27 protein-coding genes are annotated in these 23510 nt (G+C 59.9%); 15 read left to right on the top strand and 12 right to left on the bottom strand.

Annotation, left to right across the window (positions count from 1 at the left end; genetic code table 11):
• Positions 1-44: 44 nt before the first annotated feature.
• Positions 45-1244 (bottom strand): LL-diaminopimelate aminotransferase, encoded by a 1200-nt coding sequence (locus NW812_RS04650; protein ID WP_414394564.1) that lies wholly within the window; start codon positions 1242-1244, stop codon positions 45-47.
• 18 nt (positions 1245-1262) lie between these two features.
• Positions 1263-1844, bottom strand: coding sequence for a TolB family protein (locus tag NW812_RS04645; RefSeq protein WP_414394562.1), 582 nt, complete (start codon positions 1842-1844; stop codon positions 1263-1265).
• Positions 1845-1983: 139 nt separating this feature from the next.
• Here NW812_RS04645 and NW812_RS04640 point away from each other — a divergent pair, with 139 nt between their 5' ends.
• The 3 genes from NW812_RS04640 (at position 1984) to NW812_RS04630 (ending at position 5104) form a co-directional block, all read left to right on the top strand.
• Positions 1984-3387, top strand: a complete 1404-nt coding sequence (locus NW812_RS04640; protein ID WP_414394561.1) for a DUF697 domain-containing protein — start codon at positions 1984-1986, stop codon at positions 3385-3387.
• A gap of 88 nt (positions 3388-3475) precedes the next feature.
• On the top strand, positions 3476-4417 hold the full coding sequence (gene glyQ / locus NW812_RS04635; RefSeq protein WP_414394813.1) for a glycine--tRNA ligase subunit alpha: 942 nt from the start codon (positions 3476-3478) through the stop codon (positions 4415-4417).
• Positions 4418-4579: 162 nt separating this feature from the next.
• Positions 4580-5104 carry an NYN domain-containing protein gene (locus tag NW812_RS04630; protein WP_414394559.1) on the top strand — a complete coding sequence of 175 codons (525 nt, stop codon included), beginning with the start codon at positions 4580-4582 and terminating at the stop codon, positions 5102-5104.
• 39 nt (positions 5105-5143) lie between these two features.
• On the opposite strand, the gene NW812_RS04625 is transcribed toward NW812_RS04630, so the two are convergent.
• Together NW812_RS04625 and NW812_RS04620 are read right to left on the bottom strand one after the other, a co-directional pair.
• A complete protein-coding gene (locus NW812_RS04625) occupies positions 5144-5374 on the bottom strand; it encodes a hypothetical protein (RefSeq protein ID WP_414394557.1) in 231 nt (76 codons plus the stop codon).
• A 479-nt stretch (positions 5375-5853) separates the two neighbouring features.
• Positions 5854-7794, bottom strand: coding sequence for an FAD-dependent oxidoreductase (locus NW812_RS04620; RefSeq protein WP_414394555.1), 1941 nt, complete (start codon positions 7792-7794; stop codon positions 5854-5856).
• Here NW812_RS04620 and metG point away from each other — a divergent pair.
• Positions 7772-9328, top strand: a complete 1557-nt coding sequence (gene metG / locus NW812_RS04615) for a methionine--tRNA ligase (protein WP_414394553.1) — start codon at positions 7772-7774, stop codon at positions 9326-9328. The two genes, NW812_RS04620 and metG, sit on opposite strands and share 23 nt — an antisense overlap.
• Here metG and NW812_RS04610 read toward each other — a convergent pair.
• Both NW812_RS04610 and NW812_RS04605 read right to left on the bottom strand, forming a co-directional pair.
• Positions 9325-9840: a hypothetical protein gene (locus NW812_RS04610; protein ID WP_414394550.1), complete on the bottom strand. Its 516-nt coding sequence runs from the start codon at positions 9838-9840 to the stop codon at positions 9325-9327. The genes metG and NW812_RS04610 overlap by 4 nt on opposite strands.
• Entirely contained in the window at positions 9837-10208 is a 372-nt protein-coding gene (locus NW812_RS04605) for a YtxH domain-containing protein (RefSeq protein ID WP_414394548.1), read from the bottom strand. Before NW812_RS04605 ends, NW812_RS04610 begins: the two co-directional genes overlap by 4 nt.
• Positions 10209-10356: 148 nt before the next feature.
• Between NW812_RS04605 and deoC the strand changes: the two genes are divergently transcribed.
• The 3 genes from deoC (at position 10357) to rpaB (ending at position 13117) form a co-directional block, all read left to right on the top strand.
• Complete coding sequence (deoC, locus tag NW812_RS04600) at positions 10357-11058, top strand: deoxyribose-phosphate aldolase (protein ID WP_414394546.1); 702 nt, start codon at positions 10357-10359, stop codon at positions 11056-11058.
• Complete coding sequence (gene recO / locus NW812_RS04595; RefSeq protein WP_414394544.1) at positions 11055-11957, top strand: DNA repair protein RecO; 903 nt, start codon at positions 11055-11057, stop codon at positions 11955-11957. Before deoC ends, recO begins: the two co-directional genes overlap by 4 nt.
• Before the next feature lie 419 nt (positions 11958-12376).
• Positions 12377-13117, top strand: a complete 741-nt coding sequence (gene rpaB, locus NW812_RS04590; RefSeq protein ID WP_414394542.1) for a response regulator transcription factor RpaB — start codon at positions 12377-12379, stop codon at positions 13115-13117.
• Here rpaB and NW812_RS04585 read toward each other — a convergent pair.
• The 3 genes from NW812_RS04585 to NW812_RS04575 all read right to left on the bottom strand — a co-directional run bounded on the left by NW812_RS04585 (position 13114) and on the right by NW812_RS04575 (position 16399).
• Positions 13114-14850 carry a tetratricopeptide repeat protein gene (locus tag NW812_RS04585; protein WP_414394539.1) on the bottom strand — a complete coding sequence of 579 codons (1737 nt, stop codon included), beginning with the start codon at positions 14848-14850 and terminating at the stop codon, positions 13114-13116. The two genes, rpaB and NW812_RS04585, sit on opposite strands and share 4 nt — an antisense overlap.
• A gap of 106 nt (positions 14851-14956) precedes the next feature.
• The gene (locus NW812_RS04580; RefSeq protein ID WP_414394537.1) at positions 14957-15157 is read right to left on the bottom strand and encodes a DUF2811 domain-containing protein; all 201 of its coding nucleotides are present in this window, start codon (positions 15155-15157) and stop codon (positions 14957-14959) included.
• 543 nt (positions 15158-15700) lie between these two features.
• The gene (locus NW812_RS04575; RefSeq protein ID WP_414394535.1) at positions 15701-16399 is read right to left on the bottom strand and encodes a RibD family protein; all 699 of its coding nucleotides are present in this window, start codon (positions 16397-16399) and stop codon (positions 15701-15703) included.
• Between the two features lie 50 nt (positions 16400-16449).
• On the opposite strand from NW812_RS04575, the gene NW812_RS04570 reads away from it, so the two are divergent.
• Positions 16450-16845, top strand: a complete 396-nt coding sequence (locus NW812_RS04570) for a hypothetical protein (RefSeq protein ID WP_414394533.1) — start codon at positions 16450-16452, stop codon at positions 16843-16845.
• Between the two features lie 245 nt (positions 16846-17090).
• Positions 17091-17402: an ATP-dependent Clp protease adapter ClpS gene (gene clpS / locus NW812_RS04565; RefSeq protein WP_414394530.1), complete on the top strand. Its 312-nt coding sequence runs from the start codon at positions 17091-17093 to the stop codon at positions 17400-17402.
• Here the strand turns inward: clpS and cobT are convergent.
• Entirely contained in the window at positions 17351-18478 is a 1128-nt protein-coding gene (gene cobT / locus NW812_RS04560; protein ID WP_414394527.1) for a nicotinate mononucleotide-dependent phosphoribosyltransferase CobT, read from the bottom strand. The genes clpS and cobT overlap by 52 nt on opposite strands.
• A 124-nt stretch (positions 18479-18602) precedes the next feature.
• On the opposite strand from cobT, the gene NW812_RS04555 reads away from it, so the two are divergent.
• The 5 genes from NW812_RS04555 to NW812_RS04535 all read left to right on the top strand — a co-directional run bounded on the left by NW812_RS04555 (position 18603) and on the right by NW812_RS04535 (position 22138).
• Positions 18603-18926 (top strand): DUF1825 family protein, encoded by a 324-nt coding sequence (locus tag NW812_RS04555; RefSeq protein ID WP_414394812.1) that lies wholly within the window; start codon positions 18603-18605, stop codon positions 18924-18926.
• A 31-nt stretch (positions 18927-18957) separates the two neighbouring features.
• A complete protein-coding gene (locus NW812_RS04550; protein WP_414394525.1) occupies positions 18958-19374 on the top strand; it encodes a Fur family transcriptional regulator in 417 nt (138 codons plus the stop codon).
• A gap of 32 nt (positions 19375-19406) precedes the next feature.
• Entirely contained in the window at positions 19407-19907 is a 501-nt protein-coding gene (locus NW812_RS04545; protein WP_414394523.1) for an AbrB family transcriptional regulator, read from the top strand.
• Positions 19908-20078: 171 nt separating this feature from the next.
• Positions 20079-20672 (top strand): chorismate pyruvate-lyase family protein, encoded by a 594-nt coding sequence (locus tag NW812_RS04540; RefSeq protein ID WP_414394521.1) that lies wholly within the window; start codon positions 20079-20081, stop codon positions 20670-20672.
• Between the two features lie 113 nt (positions 20673-20785).
• Complete coding sequence (locus NW812_RS04535) at positions 20786-22138, top strand: serine/threonine protein kinase (RefSeq protein WP_414394518.1); 1353 nt, start codon at positions 20786-20788, stop codon at positions 22136-22138.
• On the opposite strand, the gene NW812_RS04530 is transcribed toward NW812_RS04535, so the two are convergent.
• A complete protein-coding gene (locus NW812_RS04530) occupies positions 22126-22437 on the bottom strand; it encodes a hypothetical protein (protein WP_414394515.1) in 312 nt (103 codons plus the stop codon). The two genes, NW812_RS04535 and NW812_RS04530, sit on opposite strands and share 13 nt — an antisense overlap.
• Before the next feature lie 122 nt (positions 22438-22559).
• A complete protein-coding gene (locus tag NW812_RS04525; protein ID WP_414394512.1) occupies positions 22560-22856 on the bottom strand; it encodes a hypothetical protein in 297 nt (98 codons plus the stop codon).
• Between the two features lie 301 nt (positions 22857-23157).
• On the opposite strand from NW812_RS04525, the gene NW812_RS04520 reads away from it, so the two are divergent.
• Positions 23158-23487, top strand: coding sequence for a phasin family protein (locus NW812_RS04520; RefSeq protein WP_414394511.1), 330 nt, complete (start codon positions 23158-23160; stop codon positions 23485-23487).
• Positions 23488-23510 lie beyond the last annotated feature (23 nt).

Genomic DNA, 23510 nt, shown 5'->3' with positions numbered 1-23510 from the left:
TCTAAGCTGGCTCTATGCGACTAGGCCTGGCTGGCTCTATGCGACTAGGCCTGCCGGAGACCAGAAGTGCCTTTGCCTAAGAATTCCCCAATTCGTTCTATTGCCTCTTCCAGCCGGGATCCCTCTGCCACCAGCGCAAAGCGGACATAGCCTTCGCCGCCGGGGCCAAAGCCTGAGCCTGGCGACAGAGCCACCCCGGTAGCCCGTACCAAGTCTAGACAAAACTGGGCTGAAGAGCCGCGATAGAACTCGGGCAAAGGTGCCCACAGGTACATGGTGGCCTCCGGCAGGGGCACGGGCCAGCCGATGCGGTGCAGAGCGGCCACCGCAAGATCCCGTCGCTTGCGGTATACCTGCCGCCAGTGATCCAAAAAGCTATCGGGAGCCGCCAAGGCCGCTGCTGCTCCCCGCAAGATGCCCTGGTAGGGGTGGAAGTCAATGGTGGACTTCACCAGCCGCAAGGCTCGGATTAGCTCGCGGCTACCGATGGCATAGGCCACCCGGAACCCCCCCATGTGGTAGGACTTGGAGAGGGAAAAGAACTCGATAGTGCGGGTCTTGTCGGGATCCGCCTGCAGCGCCGAGGGAGCCACCTGGCCGTCGAAACACCAGTCCACGTAGGGAAAGTCGTGCGCCAGCACGATGTTGTACCGCTGACAAAATTGCAGCGTTTCCTGCCAAAACTCCGGGGTAACGGTGGCAGTGGTGGGGTTGTGGGGATAGCTCAGCACCAATAGCCGCGCCTGGCGGCAGATCTCCTTCGGGATCTCATCCCACTGGGGTAGGAAGCGGTTTTCTGCCCGCAGGGGCAAGTAGTAAGGGATCCCGCCCGCTAGATGGATCCCCCCCACATGGGAGGGATACCCAGGGTCGGTAACCAAGGCAACCTCGCCGGGGTTAAGCAAAGCTAGCGGCAGGAGGGCCGTCCCCTGCTGGGATCCAATCAGGGGCAGCACCTCCGTTTCTGGATCGATGACTAGGCCAAACTTCCTCTGGTACCACTGGGCACAGGCGGCGCGAAACTCAGCCGTGTCGTGGAAGAGGGTGTAGCCGTAGGTGGAGGGATCCGCCAAAGCCGCCTGCATGGCTGCCAGCGCTTCTGGAGGTGGGGGCAGATCCGAGGATCCCAGAGACAGGTCAATGACATCCAAGCCGGAGCGGCGCGCCTCCCACTTGGCCTGGTCTAGCTGGTCAAAGACATTAGAGCGCAGGGGCTCAAGTCGTTGGGCAAAGGCAGCAAGCATGCAGCAAGTCCAAAGGGGCTAGGGGTTCCTGCCAGCATTGGAAGAGTTGGCTGCAGGCGGTTGCGTGGCCGCCGGGCCGCGATCGAAGATCTCGATGTTCCACTGTCCCCGACCGTTACTCTCAAAGGCGATAAAGCGCCCATCGCCGCTGATGGTGGGGTTGCGCACATCCCCTGGCACCCGGCTGCTGATGTTCTCAACCCGGCGGGTTTCGCGGTCGTAGAGAAAGATCTCCGATTTGCCCAGCGCGTTGGACACATAGACGATGTAGCGCCCATCAGCGCTGATATCGGGCGAACTGGCAGCCACGTCGCTGGAATTGAGCCCAGGCAAGTCTACCAGCCGCTGTTCCACCAGGTCGTAGAGAAAAATGGCCTGACTGCCGCCGCGGGCTGAGGAAAACACCAGGTAGCGACCATCGCCACTGAAAGCGGGCTCCCCATCGGGGAAAATGCTGTTGAGGCCGCTGTTGGTCAAGCTAGAAGGTGGGGTACGAAAACCTGCGGGGCTGCAGCCCAGCAGCCCTAAGCTCAAGCCGGCCAAGCACAACTTCCCCACCCACCCGACTGGGCTGAACAGAATCCGGCCCTTGGTTAGCATGGCATTGCCTTTCCAACCCCTTTCTCCCATCCATCATAGCCAGTTGACAAACTCGGCTTGGGCTAGGGGCCACTCTTTGCCGTTGCTATTGTTATTGTTGAATCTGCCTCTCCGGGGCTGTTTTCCGCTGCTACTGGCTATGGCTTGCCGCAGCACTCTGCAGGAGGATCTCCATTACCAACAAGCCAAGCGCAGCCTGCGCCAGTGGGTGGCCCAACTGGATCTGCGCCCCCAGGAGATTGCCGGCCTGGAAGGGGAGCTGGAAAACTTGCAAGCCCTGCTGGACAAACTGGAAGCCGAGATCATCCACATCGCTGCCTTCGGCCTGGTGGGGCGGGGCAAGTCCTCCCTGCTCAACGCTCTCCTGGGGGAGCCGGTTTTCGCCACGGGGCCTACCCACGGGACCACCCGCACCCAGCAAGTAGCTGCCTGGAACATATGCTGGGGAACTCGTCCCCCCTGCTCTTTCCTATCCTCGGCCTCGGTGCAGTCGGTTCAGGTCAGCCACTGGCAGGGATCCCGGCTGGAGCTAATCGACACTCCTGGCCTGGATGAAGTAGACGGCGAGGAGCGGGCGCGACTGGCCCAGGAGGTGGCCCAGCGGGCAGATCTCATCCTCTTTGTGGTCTGCGGAGATCTGACGCGGGTGGAGTTTGAGGCTCTGGCGACGCTGCGGGAGGCGGGCAAGCCCATGCTGCTGGTGTTCAACAAGATCGACCAGTACCCCGAGGCGGATCGCCAGGCCATCTACGACAAGATCCGCAACGAACGGGTGCGGCAGCTTCTTTCCCCTGACGAGGTTGTCATGGTGGCCGCCTCGCCGCGCGTGCCGCGCCTGGTGCAGAAGCCAGATGGCAGCTTTGGCGTGGAGATGGAAAGCGGCCCCCCCCAAGTGGACGCGCTGCGCCTAAAAATCCTAGAAGTCTTGCAGCGGGAAGGGCGATCCCTGCTAGCCCTCAACGCCCTCCTCTTTGCCGATCGCCTCAACCAGCAGGTCATCGAGCGCAAGTTGCAAAGCCGCGCCCAGCAAGCCCAAGATCTCATCGCCGCTGCCGCCCGCACCAAAGCCCTGGCCGTTGCCCTCAACCCCGTTACTCTGCTTGACACCCTGGGGGGGTTGGCTTTGGATGTGGCCCTCATCTTGCGCATGGCCCGCCTCTACGGCTGGCCCCTGACCACCGCCGGTGCCATGCAACTGTTGCAGAAGATTGTCCTCAGCATGCTCAGCCTGGGGGCGGGAGAATGGGTGGCGCTGTTGGGATTGGGATCCCTGAAAACCTTGCTGGGGGGATCCCTGCCCTTTGCCGGCGGACTTTCTCTAGGAGCCTACGGGTCAGTGGCCCTGACGCAGGCAGTGATGGCTGGCTTTTCCTGCTACGCCATTGGCGAGGCAGCCCGCCGCTACCTAGCCCAAGGAGCCAGTTGGGGGCCGGAGGGACCCAAAGCCGCCATAGCCCAGATTTTGGCCGATTTGGACGAAGCCTCAATCACCGCCCGCCTTCGCGAGGAGATCCGCACCAAAATCGGCTTGGCCCCCACCTAAACCTCCGCCCTTGACAAGAAGCGCTGAACGACTGAGCAAGGGAGAGGCGTTGGTAGGATAGGGAGTGCTCTCTCTGCCGCCCTTTGCCATGGCAGCTCACACCTTTCAAGATCTAATCCTTCGCTTGCAGCAGTTTTGGGGAGAGCAGGGTTGCCTGATCCTGCAGCCCTACGACCTGGAAAAGGGGGCCGGCACCATGAGCCCCCACACCTTCCTACGCGCCCTAGGGCCGGATCCCTGGCGAGTGGCCTACGTGGAGCCCTGTCGCCGCCCCACTGACGGGCGCTATGGCCAAAACCCTAACCGCTTGCAGCACTACTTTCAGTACCAAGTCCTGCTCAAGCCCTCCCCCGACGACATCCAAGAGGTGTACCTGGAGAGCCTGCGGGCCTTGGGCATCGACCCGGCAGAGCACGACATTCGCTTTGTGGAAGACGACTGGGAATCCCCCACCCTGGGCGCCTGGGGCGTGGGCTGGGAAGTGTGGCTAGATGGCATGGAAATAACCCAATTCACCTACTTCCAACAAGTGGGCAGCCAGGATTGCCACCCCGTTTCTGTGGAGATTACCTACGGTCTGGAGCGCCTAGCCATGTACCTGCAGGGGGTGGACTCCGTTTTTGACCTCCGCTGGAGTGAGCACCCTTCTCTGGGACGGATTACCTATGGGCAGATCTATTTCCAAAATGAAGTGGAGCAATCCTACTACAACTTTGAGTATTCGAATCCCGAGATGTTGTTGGAGCTGTTTCGGCTCTACGAAGCCGAGGCCAAGCGGCTAATCGAAACCACGCGGCAGAAGCTCCAAGCACAGGCCTTGAGCGATCGGCTGCCGGTGTCGCTGCTTCTGCCTGCCTACGACTACGTGCTCAAGTGCTCCCACACCTTCAACCTGCTCGATGCCCGCGGCGTCATTGCCGTGGCTGAGCGCACTCTCTACATCGGGCGCATCCGCAACCTGGCTCGCCAACTGGCAGAGCTCTACCTCAGCCAGACAGGCCGCTCCCCCTCCAGCCATGCTCTGCCCTAGCTGGAACCTAACTCTTTGCTGGGCTAGGGATCGAAGCCAGGGAACCCTCTTTTGGCTATGATAGGAGATTGACATTAGCCAACTCTGTTCTGGTGCAACTCTTTTTGCGTTAAGCTAATCAACGCTCTTAACCAGTCCACCTGACTATTTTCCGGAGAATTTATGTTTCGATACCCTGTCACACGGGTTTCCATCTTTATCGATGGAAACAATATGTTTTATGCTCAACAAAAAATTGGCTGGTTCTTTGATCCCCGCCGGGTCTTGGATTACTTTGTCAGGTCCCAACCCAACGTCGAGCTAGTCAATGCATTTTGGTACACCGGCATCAAGGATCCCAACGACCAAAGGGCCTTCCGAGACGCCCTGATCAACTTGGGCTATACGGTTCGCACCAAGCTTCTCAAGGAGTATCGGGACGAAGATTCGGGCCGTTACTCCCAGAGGGCCAACCTAGATATCGAAATTGTTATCGATATGTTCAACACGGTCGGTCAATACGACCGGCTCATCCTGTTTAGCGGCGACGGTGATTTCGAGCGGGCCATTGAGTTGTTGCGCTCCAAAAACACTACGATTACAGTTGTCTCCACCGAAGGGATGATTGCCCGCGAGCTACGCAACGCCACCGACCGCTACATCGACCTCAACGACATTCGCCCCTACATTGAAAAGTTGGACAAGTAGTCTCTGAGGATGGGGGCAGACAGGGCAAGGAGCTAGAGGTCAGCGAGCATTGCCCCGCCGGCCCAGCTCGCAGAGGCCACCGCCAACACAGGCGATAAGACCCCAGGAGACGGCCCAGCTTTTGCCCAAAGAGATCTCGGTTAAAGCCACCACCACCGCTGCTGCCAGCAAGAAAGGGACGACGCTGAGCAAAGAGGCCAGAGCTCCGCTGGGATCCCAGGGCAATTGCTTTTCCCAGTGCTCCTGCAGCTTTTGATGCAGTGGCGACAATCCGCTCTGAAAGACTTATACAACGCTGGACAAAAGCGGACTTTTGCTCCAGGTTGACGCTTTCTTCCTGCTTCCACGACCCGTAGCTAGTGGCAGAGTTTACCCCTACCACCCCGCCAGAGGAATCTCCACAGGCTTGACTTCCCCACGAGCTGCAGGTAGTTGCTCCTTGCCCTTAGCGGGCACACCGGCTAAAGACGGAGCCAACTTCAGCCTAGGCAAAGTGCCTCCCAGAAAAGATGTACTCGCAAGCCTACTAGCTCAGCCCATCTACGTCAAGGCAGAAGGTTGGTTATGCAACAAAGTGGCCAATTGTACGGACTCCGTCCCGCTTACGCGAACGGTGAATCAAGGACTAGAGCAGAGCCCTATGCTCCATAGAGCCGTGGCTGCCCACAGCGAAGGGCGGATCGTCTCCAGTCTCCAAAGTTCAACCCCAATGGCATCCATCGGCCAGCTTCCAACCCTGCCTTTCTAAGCTAGCGGGACTGGGCCCAGTCGGTGGCAGTGATGGTGGTGCCAGGAAATTGAATGGGGTTGCCCAGGCTCTGGATCTGGGCCTGGAGGGCGGGCAACAGCTGCAGGTTCGAGAGCGGTTCCCGCAGGATCTCCGCCGGGACTAGATCCCGCGCCAGGGCAAAGTGAGCCGTGTGGCCGGCTGCCGTGCCGATGGCCCATTCCACGGGGTGCACTCGATAGGAGGCGCTGGCGATGCGGCTAGTGGCGATGTTTTTGCTGCCGGCCAAGAGGTTGTCGATGCGCTGTGGGATCAGGGCGCGCAGCGGGATCTGGTAGGGGTAGCTGGGGGCCTGGGCGTCTTGGTTGTGGCTGGGGGGCAGCGAAAAATCCGGCAGTAGACACTCGTGGAAGTCGATGGGGTACTGGCCCACCCCCATCGAGTCGTAGAAGATGAAGGGGCGACCGCGATTCAACTCCGATTCCCGCGTGGTGATATCCGACTCGTAGATGGTGAACCCTCCTGGATAGGAGACGCTGGGCTGCCCGATGATGCGCCGCGACTCGCGAATATAGGGGTACTTGGAAAGACCACTGGCAGTTCCCATGGGGCTGTTGGGCCCTTTGAGGTAGCGATAGCGCAAGTAAAAGTCTTTTTGAAAGTTGGGATCCGCCTGCTGCAACAGAAAGTCCGTCCTCCCCGCCACCAGCCAGTAGAAGAAGCCCTTGGCATGCTGCTCGGCCCGACGCAGGGCTTCCACCCGCAAGCCCCCCATCCAGCCACCCGGCTGCAGTTGGCCCGAGGCCTGCAGTTGCTCGTGGGTGAGGATGAGGTTCATCTCTGGCCCGGTGATGCGCCAGTCGTTGCCCCAGGTCCAGTTCTGCATGGACTGATCCCCCACCCGGATGGCCTCTTCCCCAAAGCCAAACACCTGTCCGCGAATGCGGCGATAGGTAAAGACCCTCCCGAAGTTAAAGCGCGGGTGTTCAAAGCTGTAGTAGGGGCCGTGCAGCGGGTCGTCGTAGAACTCAGGCTTGATGGGCACCTGCGGCACAGCGGAGCGCTCTATGACAAAGGTGTAGGTAAACCCCTGGGTGCAATAGGGATCCCTGTAGGGCTTGGAGCTGGGCTCCCAGCGGCTTTCCCCATCCGTGCCGAGACGGTAGGGCACTCGCGCCAGGGGCAGCAGCTCGCCGGTTTCGGTAGCATCAATCACTATCCAAGGCAGGGTTTTTCCCTGCCGCTCGGGAGGCGGCTCAAAGTGCAGGATCTCCTTATCCCAGTCCTTCGTGGGCTCCCAGCGGTAGAAGTCCAAAAAATAGCTAGAGAGATCCCCCCGCTGCTCCGGCGCGACGCCAGCGTGCTTGGGGAGGTTGCGGATAGCCACTACCCTGCGGATCTGGTAGCCCTCAATCTCCAAGTCCTTCACCACTGTCTCCGTAAACAGCCGCAACTGCCCCGACCGCAGATAGGGATCCAACATCTCCCGGAGTACCTGATGTCCCACCTGGGGAGAAAAACAGAGCACGCTTACCCAGCACTTGCCGGGGTTGGGATCCCCGCCATACTTTTCCCGCACCCGGCGGCGAAACTCTCTGTAGCCTCGCGGGAAGATCTCGTTTTCCCGCTGTAGGGGCCGCTCGTCCAAAGCCGAGACCCCTTGGGCGCTCACCTGGCCGCCAATCCAGTCGGTAATTTCGGTCATGCACACCTGTCGCCCCAGTTGCAGGGCCTCGTAGGCCGCTGCCACGCCTCCCAGCCCGCCCCCAGCGATGAAAATCTCACAGGGGATGCGGGTTGCCGACACGGGCTGAGCTAGGGCCGCCCCGGCGCCCAAGATCCCAGCCCCCAGGATGCCGCAGCTCCATCCCTTGAGGGTGAACATAGCCTGTCGGACTTTCCGGCAACTTTTATCATGGGGGAAAGCGCTGCGAGGGCTCATGCCGGGTTCCACTTTCGTCATCACCACACCGATCTACTACGTCAACGCTGCCCCCCACATCGGCAGTGCCTACACCACCATGGCAGCCGATGCCATCGCCCGTTACCACCGCCTGCGGGGTAGGGAGGTGCTGATGGTAACGGGAACCGATGAGCACGGCCAGAAGATCCAGCGCACCGCTGAAGAGCGCGGCCTTCCCCCGCAGCAGCACTGTGACGAGATCGCGGCCCAGTTTGCCCAGCTTTGGCAGTTGCTGGATATCCGCTATGACCGCTTCATCCGCACCACTGACCCTCGCCACAAAGCCATTGTGCGGGAGTTTTTCCAGCGGGTTTGGGATCGGGGAGATATCTTTGTTGGGCGGCAGCAGGGGTGGTATTGTGTTGCCTGCGAAGAGTTTAAGGACGAGTCAGAGCTCTTGGAAGGCGGGTTTTGCCCGCTCCATCCCAACAAAAAAGTAGAGTGGAAAGACGAAGAAAACTACTTTTTTCGCCTCTCTCGCTACCAGGAAAAACTAGAAGCTCTCTACGCGGAGCATCCAGAGTTCATTCAACCAGAAAGCCGCCGCAATGAGGTCATTAACTTTGTCAAGCAGGGCCTGCGGGACTTCTCCATCTCTCGCCCTAGCGTCTCCTGGGGGATCCCCTTCCCGGCGGATCCCAGCCAAACCCTTTACGTCTGGTTTGACGCCCTCATCAACTACATCAGCGCCGCTCTAGATCCCGAGGACGAGCCGACGCTGGAGAATGCTCTGCGCCGCTACTGGCCTGCCGACGTGCACCTGGTGGGCAAAGATATCGTCCGCTTCCACGCCATCTACTGGCCGGCCATGCTCATGTCGGCGGGGTTGCCTTTGCCTAGGCAAATCTTTGGCCACGGCTTTCTCACCAAAGATGGCCTCAAGATGGGCAAAAGCCTGGGGAACACGCTGGATCCCTTTGAGCTGGTGCAGCGATACGGCGCCGATGCCGTGCGCTACTATTTCTTGACCGAAATTGAGCTGGGCAAAGATGGAGACTTTAGCGAGGGCCGCTTCGTCGAGGTACTCAATGCCGACCTAGCCAACGACCTGGGGAACCTGCTCAACCGCACCCTCGCCATGCTCAAAAAATACCAACCTGACTACCGCATTCCCGCCGTCGAGATCCCTCCGGATCATCCCCTCAAAACCTTGGCTGAGCGCCTAGCCCCGACAGTGGCTGACGCCTACGAGCGGCTGGATCTCAGCTCGGCTGCCCGCAAGGCCCTCAGCCTGGCCCAGGCCAGCAACAAATACCTAGATGAGCAAGCTCCCTGGACGTTGCATAAACAGGGGCAAAGCCAACGGGTAGCGGAGATTCTCTATGCCGTTCTAGAAAGCGTGCGCTGGGTGGCGGTGGCCCTTTCGCCCATCATTCCCAACCTCAGCCTCAAGATCCTGCAGCAACTGGGGTTCCCCCTCACCGACATTACCCAACTGCGCTGGGATCCCGATGCTCGCTGGGGCCAGCTTCCCCCTGGTCAAGAGCCTCAGCCCCCTGTGCCTGTCTTTCAGAAAATCCTCAGGAACGCCTAGGACTTGGCAGCATTTGCTTGGGAAGGTTGGGCAGCCGCTTGTCCTCCCTTTGGTCTTAGCCGCTCGGCCAAAGGAGGGGCGTCCCTTCGGGAGAGAGGAGGGGCTGCACCCGAGCGCAAGCGAGGGTTGCTCACCCCAGCAGGAGGAGCTCCATGGGCAAGAGTCTGCCAGGCCGCTCGTACTCCCGCCCAAAAGCTGCGAACATTGACTTGGGCATCCCGGGCTTGGGTGCGGGCTCCTTCCAGGGAGCGGCTGACCTGCTTCACCACCTGACCCGCCCCTTTCACCCCCTCGTCAAGGCTGTCGGCAATCTCGCTCACTTCCAGGCTCGTCAGGCGCAGAGCCTCTAGAGTGGGCGGCAGCTCCCGCAGCAGCGTATCGAAGAAGCGCTCCACACTCTGGGCGGCTCGACCCAGTTGAATGACGGCAGGCAGCAGGGTCAGGATCACCGCCAAAATGGCCACTGCCACCAGGCCTACCGAGAGGCCAAGCCAAAAGACCGGATCGCTCATCCCGCCGTCTCCTTTCCATCGCCGGCTTCCAAATCAGCTTCTTCCCCCCCAAGGGAACGCGAGTTTTGGGCTTGGAGCAGCTCCTTTCGCTTCTGCAACATGGCCTCCTTCCCCACCACCACTGCCTGCTGTAGCCGCAGCAGGGCCTCATCCAAACTGCGTTGAGCAGCGTCGAACAGTTTCTCTGACTGATACTGCAAGCTGCTGGCTACATCCTCTGCCACTTCTGGCAGCGCCTCTGCCGATTTTTTCAACAGTCGCCGCGTCTCCCGTCCGCTGCGGGGGGCTAGAAGCAGGCCAATGAGCGTGCCCACCGCCGTTCCCAACAGCAGCCCACCAATAAACGCGCCAGTCCGGTTTTCCGCCATGCCTTGCCAGAGTTGGTGGATACAAGTGGCCCCCCAACCAGACTATCAAAAAAAATCTGCTACCCTGCTCTGCCCAAAAAGGCCAAGTCGCGGTTGGGCTGCTGGGGGCTAGAGTAGAAATGGCGCTGTGGAAACTACCCAACAACCCATGGTCTCTTTGGAGCCCAAAGGCCTGGCGGAAAGGCCAATCAACTTGGCAGAGTACATCGACCACACGCTGCTGCTGCCTATGGTTACCCCGGAGGAAATTGAGGAGGGGTGCGAAATTGCCCTGCGCTACGGCTTCCCCACCTTTTGCGTACCTCCCTGCTATGTGCCGCGAGTGGTTGAGCGGCTACACGGGTCGCCAGTACGGGTGAGCACGGTGGTGGGGTTTCCCCTGGGTACCAACACAGCGGAGGCCAAACTCTACGAAGCTCAACTGGCTGTGGAGCAGGGATGCCAGGAACTGGATGTTCGCATTAACCTAGCCTGGCTCAAGGCGCGGGAGCTGGATTGGCTCCATGCCGAGATTGCCCAAATTGTGGAGGAGACGGGAGTTTGCGTCAAAGCCATTTTGGAGACGGCCCAGCTCGATGAGGAGGAAAAAAAGCTGGCTGCGGAGATCTGCATGGATGCAGGAGCTGCCTTTTTGATGACCTCCACCGGCTGGATGGGAGGGGCAACCTTGGCGGATGTGCAACTGCTGGCGCAGCTTAGCCGGGGCCGAGTGGGGGTAAAAGCTTCAGGCGGCATTCGCACTCTGGCTCAGGCAGAGGCAATGATTGCCGCAGGAGCCACCCGGATCGGCACCTCTTGGGGGTTGGAGCTAATGCAAGAGCTGCAGGCTAGGGAAGCTGGCAGAGCATGAGCGGGCAAACCTACCGGGTTACCGGCATCACTCTCAAAGGCATCCCCTTGGGGGAGTCGGATCGGGTCATTACCATCCTAACTCGCGAGCAGGGGTTGGTGCGGGCAGTAGCCAAGGGATCCCGCAAGCCGTCTTCCAAGTGGGGAGGGCGACTGGAGCCCTTTGTCATTAACGACCTGCTGCTTGTTCGGGGGCGGTGGTCAGCTCAAGCCGATGCCTCCCAGCGTCTGCAGCGCATTGTCCAGGCAGAAACCCTGCAGAGTTTTCCCCGTCTGGGCCGCAGCTTGGCCCACCTCACAGCCGCCCAGTACCTGGCAGAGGTGGCTTTGCTGTTGGCCCTGCCAGATCAGGCTCAGGAAGAGCTGTTTGTGCTTTTGGTAGAACACTTGCAGCGCATCGAGCAGGCCCCTACACAAGAGGCAGTTCTGCCGCTCCTTGTCCATGGGCTCTACCACCTTTTGGCGGTGGGGGGGGTTGCCCCCTCGCTACAAGCCTGTTGCTCCTGTGGGTGGGAGTTGGCGGACGAGGTCTTCTTCTGTCCCAACCTGGGCGGCCTGATCTGCGAGCCCTGTCAGAGAGCCCAGCAGCCCACCTCCCTTGCCCGGCTCTCCAGTGCCGTCCTGCAGGCCCTGGGATCCCTGCCCAACCCCACCTTGCCACCGCTGGCCGACAGAACGTTGCCTTTGACCGCTTGGCTAGGGGCAGAGCGCTTGCTGCGCCAAATTTTGGAGCAGCATGCCGAGCGAGAAATCCGGTCTGCCCGCCTGCTAGCTGGCTGTTACCCTACTGCCGGCGCTGCAGTTGTCTTCCCCACTGCAAACGAGCAGGGATCCCCCCTTGCCCCAACCTTTTCTGAGGGCAATTCCAAAAGAATTGGCGGCCGGCTGAAGAAGTTGTGAAGACATGTATCAAGTTGAGCCGAATGGCGGCAGAATAGAGCTCTGGGGTGGATTAAGTAGCCGCTTCCAGATGATACATTAGGTTCTATGAGGTAAATTCTTAACAAGGTTAACAAGGGCTTCTCAGCTTTGGCCGCGGTCAGCCGCGAGGGTTTGAAGAGAAAGCAACAGCTAAAGGGAAGGGAAGCCGGTGTCTTTCCAACCTATTGCCAAACAGGCCTTCTGGGTTCCTTAGTGGGGGGTGTCCTGGGCTGCAGTTTCTGTTTCTAAGCATGGGTTTGGCAGCTTTCCGTGGGGAGGCCGAGTCTGCTTGTCCAGAAACATCCCTCAGCCACCTGCTCGCCGGTGGCAGGAGGTAGCCTTTATCCTAACTTTTCCAAGCCAAGTTATTAGAAGTGAAGTACAGGAGTTGCAGCACCGTGGAAGCCCAGCGTAAAGAACGAATTCTCGTGGTTGATGATGAGGCTAGCATCCGCCGCATTTTGGAAACTCGCCTCTCGATGATCGGCTACGAGGTGGTTACTGCAGCCGACGGCGAAGAGGCCCTGCAGGTCTTCCGCAAGCAGCATCCCGACCTGGTGGTGCTGGATGTCATGATGCCAAAGCTGGATGGCTATGGGGTCTGTCAAGAGTTGCGCAAAGAGTCCGACATCCCCATCATCATGCTCACGGCTCTGGGGGATGTGGCCGACCGCATTACTGGGTTGGAACTAGGGGCGGATGACTACGTGGTCAAGCCTTTTTCACCCAAGGAGCTGGAGGCCCGCATTCGCTCGGTGCTGCGGCGGGTGGCCCGGTCTAGCCATGAGGGGATCCCTAGCTCTGGGGTTATCCAGGTTGGGGATCTTTGCATTGATACCAACAAGCGCCAAGTTTACAAGCGGGGCGAGCGCATCCGCCTGACAGGAATGGAGTTTAGTTTGCTGGAGCTGTTGGTCAGCCGCTCGGGGGAGCCGTTTTCCCGCGCCCAGATCCTGCAAGAGGTATGGGGCTATACCCCAGAGCGCCATGTGGATACGCGGGTGGTGGATGTCCACATCTCGCGGCTGCGGGCTAAGTTGGAGGATGACCCAAGCAACCCTGAGCTTATCCTGACAGCCCGCGGTACTGGCTATCTGTTTCAGCGCATCGTGCCCAAGGGAGAAAAAGGAGAGGGCTAAGAAGGGATCCCTGCCAAGTGCTCCTGCAGGGCCCTTCGCATCTGCTGCAGCGGTTCAACCCAGTTGCCGCGGGCTTCTTGGCGAAATAGGCGCATTACGCCGGGGTACCAGGGGCTATCTTGTCGCTGCAGCAGCCAGCGCCAATCGGCTGCAAAGGGCAGTAGAACCCACACGGGCTTGCCCAGCGCCCCAGCTAGGTGGGCAACGGCGGTATCGACGCTAATCACCAGATCCAACTGGGCAACTGCCCTAGCAGTATCAACAAAATTCTGGAAACGGGATCCCAGCTCCACCACCTGGTGCTGCTTGAGGAGGGGTTCTACCTGGCTTAGATCTTCACCCACCTGCAGGCTAACCCACTGCACCTGGGGCAGATCAAGGTACTCGAGAAAGAGGCTGAGGGGACAGCTTTTTAACCTCTGCACCCGGTTGAGGGCAAGATCGGCGCGGCGGCCACTGGCCCACACCAGCCCTACCTTCATCCCCTTCTGAGGAACCTCAGGCCATTCTTCTGGCCATCCGGAGCTCTCCGGGGGACAGACCAGGTAGGGAAGACAGGCAGGGATTGTCTCCAGAGTGGTGCCTAGGCGATGGGGCAGGCTGAGCAAGGGCAGGTGCCAGTCGAAGGGAGGCAGGGGATCCGTCTCCGAAATAATCTGAACCTGAGGAAAGGAGGCCCGCAGCAGCTCGACTAGGGATGGCGGGCAGCGGAAGTAGAGGGAGGCCTGCGGATGGGCTGCGGCCAAAAGTGGCAGGTAGCGCACAAACTGGATGGTGTCCCCCAAACCTTGTTCGGCGTAGATGAGCAGAGTCTGCTGGCCCAAGGGGGATCCCGTCCACAGAGGCTGGGGAAAGCGGGGGTAGGCCGCCCCCTGGCGCTGCAGCCGCCATTCGTACTCCCGCCACCCCTCCTTGTAGCGGCCTAGGGTGAGCAGGGCAGTGGCCAGGTTGTAGTGGATCTCTGGCGAATCAGGGGCTAGTTGCAAGCCCCGCCGATAGGACTTAAGGGCGGCCTCGAGGCAGTTTTGCTCTTGCAGGACCGTGCCCAAGTTGTTGTGGGGCTGAGCATCCTTGGGCAGCAGCAGGATGGCCTGTTGCAGGCAGTCGGCTGCTTCCTCCAGACGATCTTGCAGGTGGAGGCAGTGGGCGAGGTTGACGAGGATCCGCCCCTCCTGGGGCAGCAGGGCAAGGGCTTGGCGAAACCAGCCTTCAGCTTCCTCAAGCTGGTTCTCGAACATCAGCGCATTGCCTAAGGCGGCTAGAGCATAGGGCTGGGGAGGGTGCGCTGCCGCAGCCTGGCGCAGGACTGCAATTGCCCGCTGCCGCTGCCCCAAGGCCAGCCAACAACTGCCCAGCCGAAACAGCAGTTGCCCATTGCCGGGAGCAAAGGCCAATCCCTCCTGATAGGCGCGCGCTGCCTCCGCCGGGTTGCCCAGCAGCATCCAAGCATCGCCCAGCTCCTGCCAGGCAGGCACCCAGTCCTTCCTCAGGTGTACAGCCAACTGTAGGGGGGTCAAGGCTTGACGGGGATCTCCCATTTGCAGATAGAGGGATCCCAGCAGCGCTTGGGCAGCAGCCAGGTGCGGATGGGCGCGGGTAAGCTGTCGACAAAGGCGCAGCGCTGCCCCCAGATCCCCTGCTTGTCGGTGGCGCTCGACCAAAGCCAGAGCCGCCTCTGGGGAGGGGAAAGAGGGCAGGCTGGCTCCTTGTCCTGAGTTCTGAGGCCCAGCCACCTGCCGCTTGCCTTTCCCTCGACCAAAGCCCTGTGGCACGGTTTGACCTACCGGGGTTAACAGGACGTTCCCAATAGCCCTAAGTTGGGATTCCGACAGCTTTAGCCTAGTTGCGGCGAAAGAGGCTGTCTAGGTAGATGCGCGCAGCGCGCCGATCGGCATCTCCGCTTTGGAGCAAGAACAGCGAGAGGGCTGCTGTTACAACCCGATCTTGATCCCAGTCGGGATGACGAGAGAGGTAGTTTTTGAGGGTCTCGTGGAGCTCCTTGGGAATTTCGCTCGAAATGCTGACGGTAGGAGAATCCATAGCTCAACCACCTACCTAAAGTCAACACTCAAACAGTCGCAGCAAAAAGAGGGTCTACCCTGGGCCACAGCTAAGCCGGCCTAGGAAGGAATTGAACAAGCTAAGCCAGTCCTCTAACTTGGGTACCTCAAAGACCGCACGGGCTCCTCAAGAAACGGGGTAAAAGGGCTTGCCCATTGGCCGCCTGCAAGCGGCTGGGGAGGTCCTAGCAGCTGCCGGGGAAGCCTCCTCCTCACCTCGGGTGGGGCTATTCTGCCCTCTGCCCTAGGGGGGATGTCAATCCTAGGCGGGAGTATCCAACAGAACCAGAGCTCTCCCGTGGCCTTGATGGGATCGGAAAAAGCGGCGCGATCCCGTTACGTTTCTCAAGGTGTAATCGCGTGAACCTTAGCAAGGGCAACTTTTCCACAGAACCCTTCGAGGCGGCTTCTAGAGCGAAAGACGTTGTGGAAAACAACCCGCCTGCCTGTGGAAAGTCTGGGGAAAACCTGTGGATTTTCGGGAAATCTCAATGTGTCCAAAAAAATTTTCTCGACTGCTCCCTCAGCTCCACTCAACTCGATAGTGCAAAAACAGCTCTTGGGAACCGCGGCGGCACTCAAGCAACTCCAGGCGGGGCGGGGATCCCTGCAGTTGCCAGCCCTCGATGCTAGCCGGGGCATCAGCGTAGCCACTCAGCAGCACTGGTGCCAGCGTCACCCACAGCTCATCCAAGGCTTGCGCCTGCAAAAACGCCCCCAAGAGCCGCCCCCCGCCCAGGAGGCCCACCCGTTCGATCCCCCGCTGCCGCAGGCGGGCTAGGCGAGCGGTCAAATCCCAATCCGCGGCCACCCAGATCTCGGCAAAATCGGGCCGTCCCTGCCACTGGCGAGAGCCCGCCGGCGTCGTCCACAGCCAGCGAGTGAGGGGCTGGCGAAAAAACGGCAACTCTTCCGGAATCTCGCCGCTGCCGGAACAGATGATCGTCAGGGGCTGAGGGGGGAGACCCTGTGCAATTCGGCGTTGGATGAGCTCCGGATCCCGCAGGCGGAGAGCAGTGCCGTAGGCCCGCAGCGTGGCTGCCCCCATGATTAAAGCCTGTTGCCGAGCAGCTTGGGTTTCCAGGTGCCGATAGTCTTCAGGGCTAGGGAAATGGGGCCTTTGCCCGCGGTGGGCGGCGAGCTTGCCATCCAAACTTTGGGCCAAGATGGCCACCAAGTGGGGACGAGGGGCTTTCAAAGGCAGATCTCTAGCAATCAGCACAGGATAGACTCAGGGGTATTGACCAGCCTGTGCCCTGGCTCCAGGGTTATATGCTAGGAACGCTCCAGTCCTCCACTATCCGCATCGCTGTCGAGGCCAGCTCCTCGACTCTGCAGCGTTGCCTAACAGAGGTGGAACTTCTGCAGCAGTGGATTTGGCCGCAGCAACTGCAGGGATCCCTTCCCCCCAAGCTAGAGCAAGGCAGCACCTTTGCCGCCCAGTGGGGCCCTATCTCCATCCTGCACCAGGTGGAAATCCTGCTGCCCCAACGGCTGCGGCTGGTGATGTGGGGTGGTGCCGATGGCTACTGCGACTGGCGGTGGGGGAACGGCTGGGTGCAGTTGCGGGTAGAGGCCGTCTCACTTCTGCCCCTAGGCTTGGGCCACCTGCTAATGCTGCGGCAGCTGCAACAGTTTGCCCAAGGCCAAGAACGACGGCCCTCTTAGGGCTTGATGTGCTGCCAGAATCCGCGTGATATTTAGCGCTTCCGCAAGAGCCCTAGCTGCAAACTGGTGCGGGAATCCGCAGGCAGGCGCAGGCTGACCATAGCTACAAAACTGGCTAAAAATAGCTAGTAGTAGTAATCACAAGCAGGCGGCTTTCGCAGCTTGGCTTGAGTGGTCAAGCGGCCGCTTCTGGAAGCTGGGCTATTGGTTACAAGCACCTAGAGGTTGTCTCACCCTGAGCTGCTATGACCGCAATCACAGAAACTCCAACCCGTGCTTTGGAGCAGTTGTCTTCGATAACAGGGCGGATTCGCAAGCCCTACCCAAACTACAAAGTGATCGTCCTAGACGACGATATCAACACCTTCCAACACGTTACCGAATGCTTGCTCAAGTACATCCCCGGCATGACTTTGCCCTTGGCGCGGCAACTGACCATGCAGGTGGACAGGGAAGGGCAGGCCGTTGTCTGGGTCGGCCCACAGGAGCAAGCGGAGCTCTACCATCAGCAGCTGCTGCGGGAGGGTCTGACGATGGCTCCGCTGGAGCCGGCCTGAAGCAGTAGGTGCTCGTAGCTGCGCTCAACGGCAGCCAATAGCTCTGCCTGACCCCAGCCAGCATACAGGCTACTGGCAATCGCTAGGCCGCCAGCCCCCGCCCCCTCTTTGACATAGCCTCGCTCATAGGCTTGAAGAGAGGAGTAGCGACTCTGGGCAAAGCTTAGTTGGGTGGCCAAGAGGCAGACATTGCCCAACAGCTCCGCCAGAGCCACGGTGTTGCCAGAGGGATCCTCCGCCACCCAGCGGGTGGTGCCTACCACCACGTTTTCAGGGGGCCAGGGGATCCCTTCCTCTTCTCCCCAGCGCCGCATTAGGGCCAGCACTGCCAGCATTTGCGTTCCTCCCGCCAGCAGCACCGGCCCCCGCTGGGCTGCTGCCATGGCTAACCCGGCGATGAAGGGTTGCACGGGATCCCCCACGGCAGCCACTACCTCTGGCGCAGTGGCAGTGGGGGAGAGATTGGCTAGACCCCGCTGGGCCAAGGCCAGCTTTTGGGCGTGGTTACAAACTGGATGGCTGCTGTTGACCATGCCGTTTGCCTGCCAGCCCAGCCCTAGCAGCACCGCCAGCGCTGTTGCAGTACCGCCGGCCACGCACTCTCCGACGACCCAGTAGCTGGCTTCCAGTTGGGATCCCCACTCATACCCCTCCTGCCACAGGGATCTCACCTGTTCCACGGACAAGGCCTGGCCGGTGCTCAGACAGCGGGCTGGCCCTCCAGAAGGCACCTTCTCTGCGCCTGGCAAAGGCTCTAGCAGACCACAGTCGAACACGCGGCAGGGGATCCCTAGCTCGCTTAAGATGGCGCGGCTGATGACCACCGGCGAGGGATAGCCCTCGGGCGAGGTGGGCAAGCGGCAAGAACGGCCGGTCAGCAGCACCTCCCCATCAGCCAGAGCGGTGTAGCGCCGCAGAGAGGGCGTGGCGCCAGCAGCAGAGATGCCTGGAATAAGGGCTGTTTCCGTAAACCCCAGGCAGGCCAAAAACAGAGGCCGGGATCCCTGCACCCGTTGGCACCACTGCTGGGCCAAAGCCGGCTGAGTGTAAGCCTTAACACAGGGAAGGAGGAGCATAGCCAATAATTACCTGCAGGACGGGATCCCGTACTGGCCAGAAGATAGCAACGCCTGCATTCCCCAAGGCAATCGGATAGGATAGGTATATCGAATGTCGTTTGTTGGGGGCAAGGGGAAAGCCATGGGCTTCTTCGACTCGGAGATTGTTCAGGAAGAAGCTAAGCAACTGTTTCGGGATTTCCAAAACCTGATGCGACTTGGCGAGCGCTACGGTCAATTTGACCGGGAAGGCAAAAAGATCTTCATCCAGCACATGGAAGAGTTGCTGGAGCGCCAGCGCATTTTCATGAAGCGGCTGGAGCTTTCCGACGATTTTATGGCCCAACTGACCATTAAGCAATTGCAAACCCAACTGGGAGGGTTAGGGCTCTCTCTTAGCCAAATGTTTGACCAAATGCACCAAACCCTGGAGCGCATGAAAGCTGAAGCCGACGCTGAGCGCTGACTCTCCCAGTAACCCCCAAGGGAAAAGGCTCATGTCCTCCTCCCGCCAGACCCGCAACCGCAAATTGATCCTGGAGGTGTTGGAGCAAAGCGAGCGGCCCCTCTCGGCCCAGGAGATTTTCCTGAAGCTGCGCAATGCCAACCACACGGTGGGCTTGGCCACTGTCTATCGGGTCTTGGAGGCGCTGCGCAACGAGGGCAAGCTGCAGGCCGTCCACTTGGGGGATCAGCAAACCTACTACCAGCTTCTGCCCAGCAACGGCCACAGTCGCCATCACCTGATCTGCACTGAATGTCGGCGGGTGGTGCCTCTGTCAGGTTGTCCCGTGGGGGATCTAGAGAAGCAGATTGCCAGCCGTTACCAATTTGTTATCGAGTACCATGTGCTTGACTTCTACGGCATCTGCGCTGAATGCCGTGGAGGGAGCAGGCCCAACCCCAACTGCTAGTCATCCTCTTGCCTTGAGGCCAAGCCGCAATGATGAGCTATCTCTGGACGGTGTTGATTGGGTTGGCAGGTGCCTTGATTGCAGTCAAGCTGAGGCTGCCAGCAGGAGCTCTAGTAGGCTCGATGGTGGCAGTCGGCTTGGTCAATGTCTGGGGGGCCATCCCGATTCCCACTCCTCCACCTGGAATCCGCTTTGTCCTGCAGGTGATACTGGGTATTCTCTTGGGCAGTAAGCTTACCGCCGAGACATTGCTCGCCCTCAAGGATCTGTGGCGGCCAGCCCTAGTGTGTACCGTGATTGCGGTGAGCACCGGCGTTCTATCGGGGTTTTTGATCTCCCGCTGGCTGGGGATCGAGCGCCTTACTGCCATCTTGGGCACGGCCCCAGGGGGTATCTCCGATATGAGCTTAATTGCCCTGGACATGGGGGCCCAGGCCAGCACGGTGGTAGTTATGCACCTAGCTCGCCTGATTAGCGTCATCGTGGTCGTCCCCTGGGTGGTGCGGCTGCTGATTCAGCCGGGTACGAGCTAGGAAAGTCCTCGGAGGGGAGAGGGGGAGTGGGCTAGACTAGGGGTCGATACAGAACTTCACAACCGCGCCGCCATCTTGGAACTTTCTCCCCCTCTCTCCATCGACCATGCTCCTGGGGCAGTATCCCCTTGGCCCTCGGCTTGCTCTGCCAAGGAGACTTTCCTAGGCAACATGGGTCAAGCCGAGTGGTGGCCGCTGCGGTTGCAGTGGCAGGGAGAGGCTGACCCCCTTCAGCCGGAGCTGCTAGGGGTGGATCCCTTGTTGCGGTTGTTGCTGCTGGGGGATGGCTTGACCACTCGCAATCTGGCCACTCTGACCCTGGAACCAATTCAGGCCCATCTGTTAGATACGGCCCAGGTCGAGCTACTGGCCGAGCAAAGCGCTGTCCCCAAGTCCATGCCACAACTGGCTAGGGATCTGGCGCGGCTGGGATCCCCCTTGATGCGGCGGCGGGTTTGGCTGGGCGGAGCGGCCTCGCAACAGCCCTTGCTCTATGCCACCTCTTGGTGGAACGCGGAACATCTGGCTCAATACTTGCCCCATCCCGATTTGCCCATCGGCCAAAATCTAATCCAAGAAAAACTGGAGACCTTTCGCGAGGTGCGTCGCCTCTACTACGGCGAAGCTGAGCCCATTGCCCGGCTGCTCAACTGTCCTGGCCCTTTCTGGGCTAGGCATTATCTTTTGCTGCACCGAGGCCAAACTTTGACGGTTATTTACGAAGTTTTCTCCTCGCGCCTAGGGGCCAAGTTTTTGACCGGCTAGGGCAAATCCAACGGCACACGGCTGCCCTTGGTGCCGTTAGCCTGCTGCAGGTGGGTTTGGGTGAGCGGCTACTATGGAGCTGAGCAAAAAAAGGGCCCCAGAAGCAAAGGAGTATGGCTTCAGAGCTTCCCGTTTTGCGCCAGCGGTATCAGCTGGAGCGGCGGCTGAGCAAGCGCAGCGGCAGACACACCTACCTGGCACGGGATCTCCTCACCTCAGAGCCAGTTGTGATCAAGCTGCTCCTGTTTGGGCCGGATTTCAACTGGGACAATCTGAAGCTGTTTGAGCGGGAAGCCCAAGTCCTACAGACCCTCTCCCACCCAGCCATTCCCCGGTACCGCGATTGCTTTGAGATTGCTCTGAAAGGGGGGCGCGGCCTGGCGCTGGTGCAAAGCTACATCGAGGCTCCCTCCCTGCAGGAGTGGATGGAGCGAGGGCGGCGTTTTGCTGAGCCGGAGGTGCGCGACTTGGCGCAGAAGCTGCTACGCATCCTCATCTACCTCCACGAACTCCATCCGCCGGTCATCCACCGGGATCTCAAGCCCAGCAACATTCTCTTGGGATCCGACCAGCAGGTGTATCTGGTGGACTTTGGTTCGGTTCAGGCGGCTGCCCCCCGGGAGCAGGGATCCTACACTGTGGTGGGAAGCTACGGCTACATGCCCCTGGAGCAATTTGGCGGCAGAACCGTGCCCGCTTCCGATCTCTACAGCCTGGGTGCCACCCTGATTCACCTGCTCACCGGCCAACACCCGGCGGACTTGCCCCAGGAGGGATCCCGAATTGGGTTTGAGCAAGTGGTGCAACTGAGTCCACCTTTTCGCGACTGGCTGCGGTGGTTGACGGAGCCTCTGGTGGCGAATCGTCCCGCCTCCGCCCGGCAGGCCCTGGAGGCCCTGGAGCAGTTGGATCGCCGACCGCTGCCGGTTGCTTCAGCAACAGCCGCCCTTTCTCCTCAACAGCCGGCAGACAGCCGGATTCAACTGCACAAGCCCGAACAGATCTATGAGGAGGTGATCCGGGCCAGTCAACTCCGCGCCTTGGTTGCGTTCGCCATCGTTTGGAACGCTTTCATTGCCTTTTTCACAATCATGGCAGTTGTGCTTGCCCCTTTTCCGGTGAATCGGGTGGCTGTCCTGCTCATGCTGCCCTTATGGAAGGAGGGGTTGGCGATGGTGATCAAGATCCTTTCCAGCTTATCCGGTAAGACTCACCTGAATATCGAATCCCTAGAAGTGGTTCGTTTTCGCGGAGTTACCCCTGGTCGGCAAGCCCATACTGACCGGCTGGAGCTGATCCTTACCCGACGCGATTCCAATCAAGATCGGGTGATCGGACATCCGGGCAGGCAACCGCAAGGGCAAGCCAAAGGGTCTGCAAGAGCTAGAGCTGGAGAGGTTGACTTCGGACTGAACCGTTGGCTAACTCGATTGAGCGGCAGAAAGGGTAGCCCTCAGTCCAGGTAAGCGCTCAGCTCCTGCTCCAAGGTGGGCAATTGCACCTCTTCCCGCTCTAGCTCCTCCAGATCTTGCAGTTGCCTCCTCAGGCGGGCAATCCGCTCTTGCAGGCACTCCTTGATGCCCTTGGCCCCCAGACTAAGGCAACTGCGGCAGATCTCGCCATAGATTTGGCCGCGGTCGTTGTAGACTACCGCCAGCAGCACCTGCTGCCCCTTCCTCTGGATAGGGGTGACCCATCCGCCGCAGATAATGCAGGGCACGCGGCCATTGCCCGCGTAAATGCTGCGTTCCCAGACAATTTTCACGCTCGGCCTCGCTAGACTTTTGCCCACCAGGATAAAAACTGCAAGGGATCTCTTGCCAGCCTAAATCCCTTCCCCTCTCCCTCAAGGAGAGCAGTTGGGGATGACGGCAAGATCGCTGGTGTCTAGGCGTTGGGTTGGGCCGGCTGGCTAGGCTGGGAGCGATCGATGGTGCGGTAGGTGAGGCTGGCTGCTACCTCTAGGGCTTTGGCAGCGTCGCGGAAGTAAAACCCCAGCTCCTCATCTTTCTCCGTGCGGTTGGGCTTATTGAGCTTGGCCTTGAACTGCACATTGCAATACATGGCCAACCCCACCAAAACCTCGGACAAACCATGCTGGTTGATCAACCGTTCCAGATCCGTAAGCAGGCTTTTGATCAGGGCATTGGCTACCGGTTCTGGCAAACTGTCCAGGTCGTGCATTGGGTTTCCTCAGCAAACGAGATAGTAGTGGGATCCCGGTCCCTTACTCCTGATCTTCCCGCATCTTTTGGGGAATGCTCAACGCTATTGCCAGCGCTTTGGCGTTTTCACTGAGGGCAAGGATTCCTGCAGGCGCTCCGCGCTGCCAGCAACAGTTCTGGGCCGAAGCCCAAGTACTCTTTTGAGTTGGCAGAGGCCATTTGTTATGATGGCAGAAACCGTCCCGAAGAAGGGGGCTGGAAATCCGGTCTTTGGTCATGGAGACCCGTGCCGTTGGTCAAGCGTTCTCGGGAGGGCAGCATTGGACAACAACAGTATCTTACGTCAGCTCTTGCTCGTGGGCGTTGGCACCACTACGCTGCTAGCGGAGCAGTTGAAGAAGGCTGCCGATGAGCTGGTGCAAAAGGGGCAGCTTAGCTCAGAAGAGGCCTCTAACCTCCTCAACAACCTGCTCAACCAGGTGAAATCTGAACAGAGCAACCTGGAATCCTACGTGCAGCGGCAGGTGCGCAACGTTTTGCAGGACTTAGGCGTGCCCTGCCAGTCGGAAATGGACGAGCTGCGCGGGCGGTTGGATCGCCTGGAGCGACAAGTGCGCAACTTGGAGAACCAGCTCTACCGCCGCTTCTGACCGTTAGCCAGTCTCTAAGCTGA

The organism is Synechococcus sp. O70.2 (assembly GCF_047462135.1).
Classification (GTDB): domain Bacteria; phylum Cyanobacteriota; class Cyanobacteriia; order Thermostichales; family Thermostichaceae; genus Thermostichus.
The sequence above is the reverse complement of the archived record's forward strand: the minus strand, read 5'-3'. Positions and strand labels throughout refer to the sequence as shown.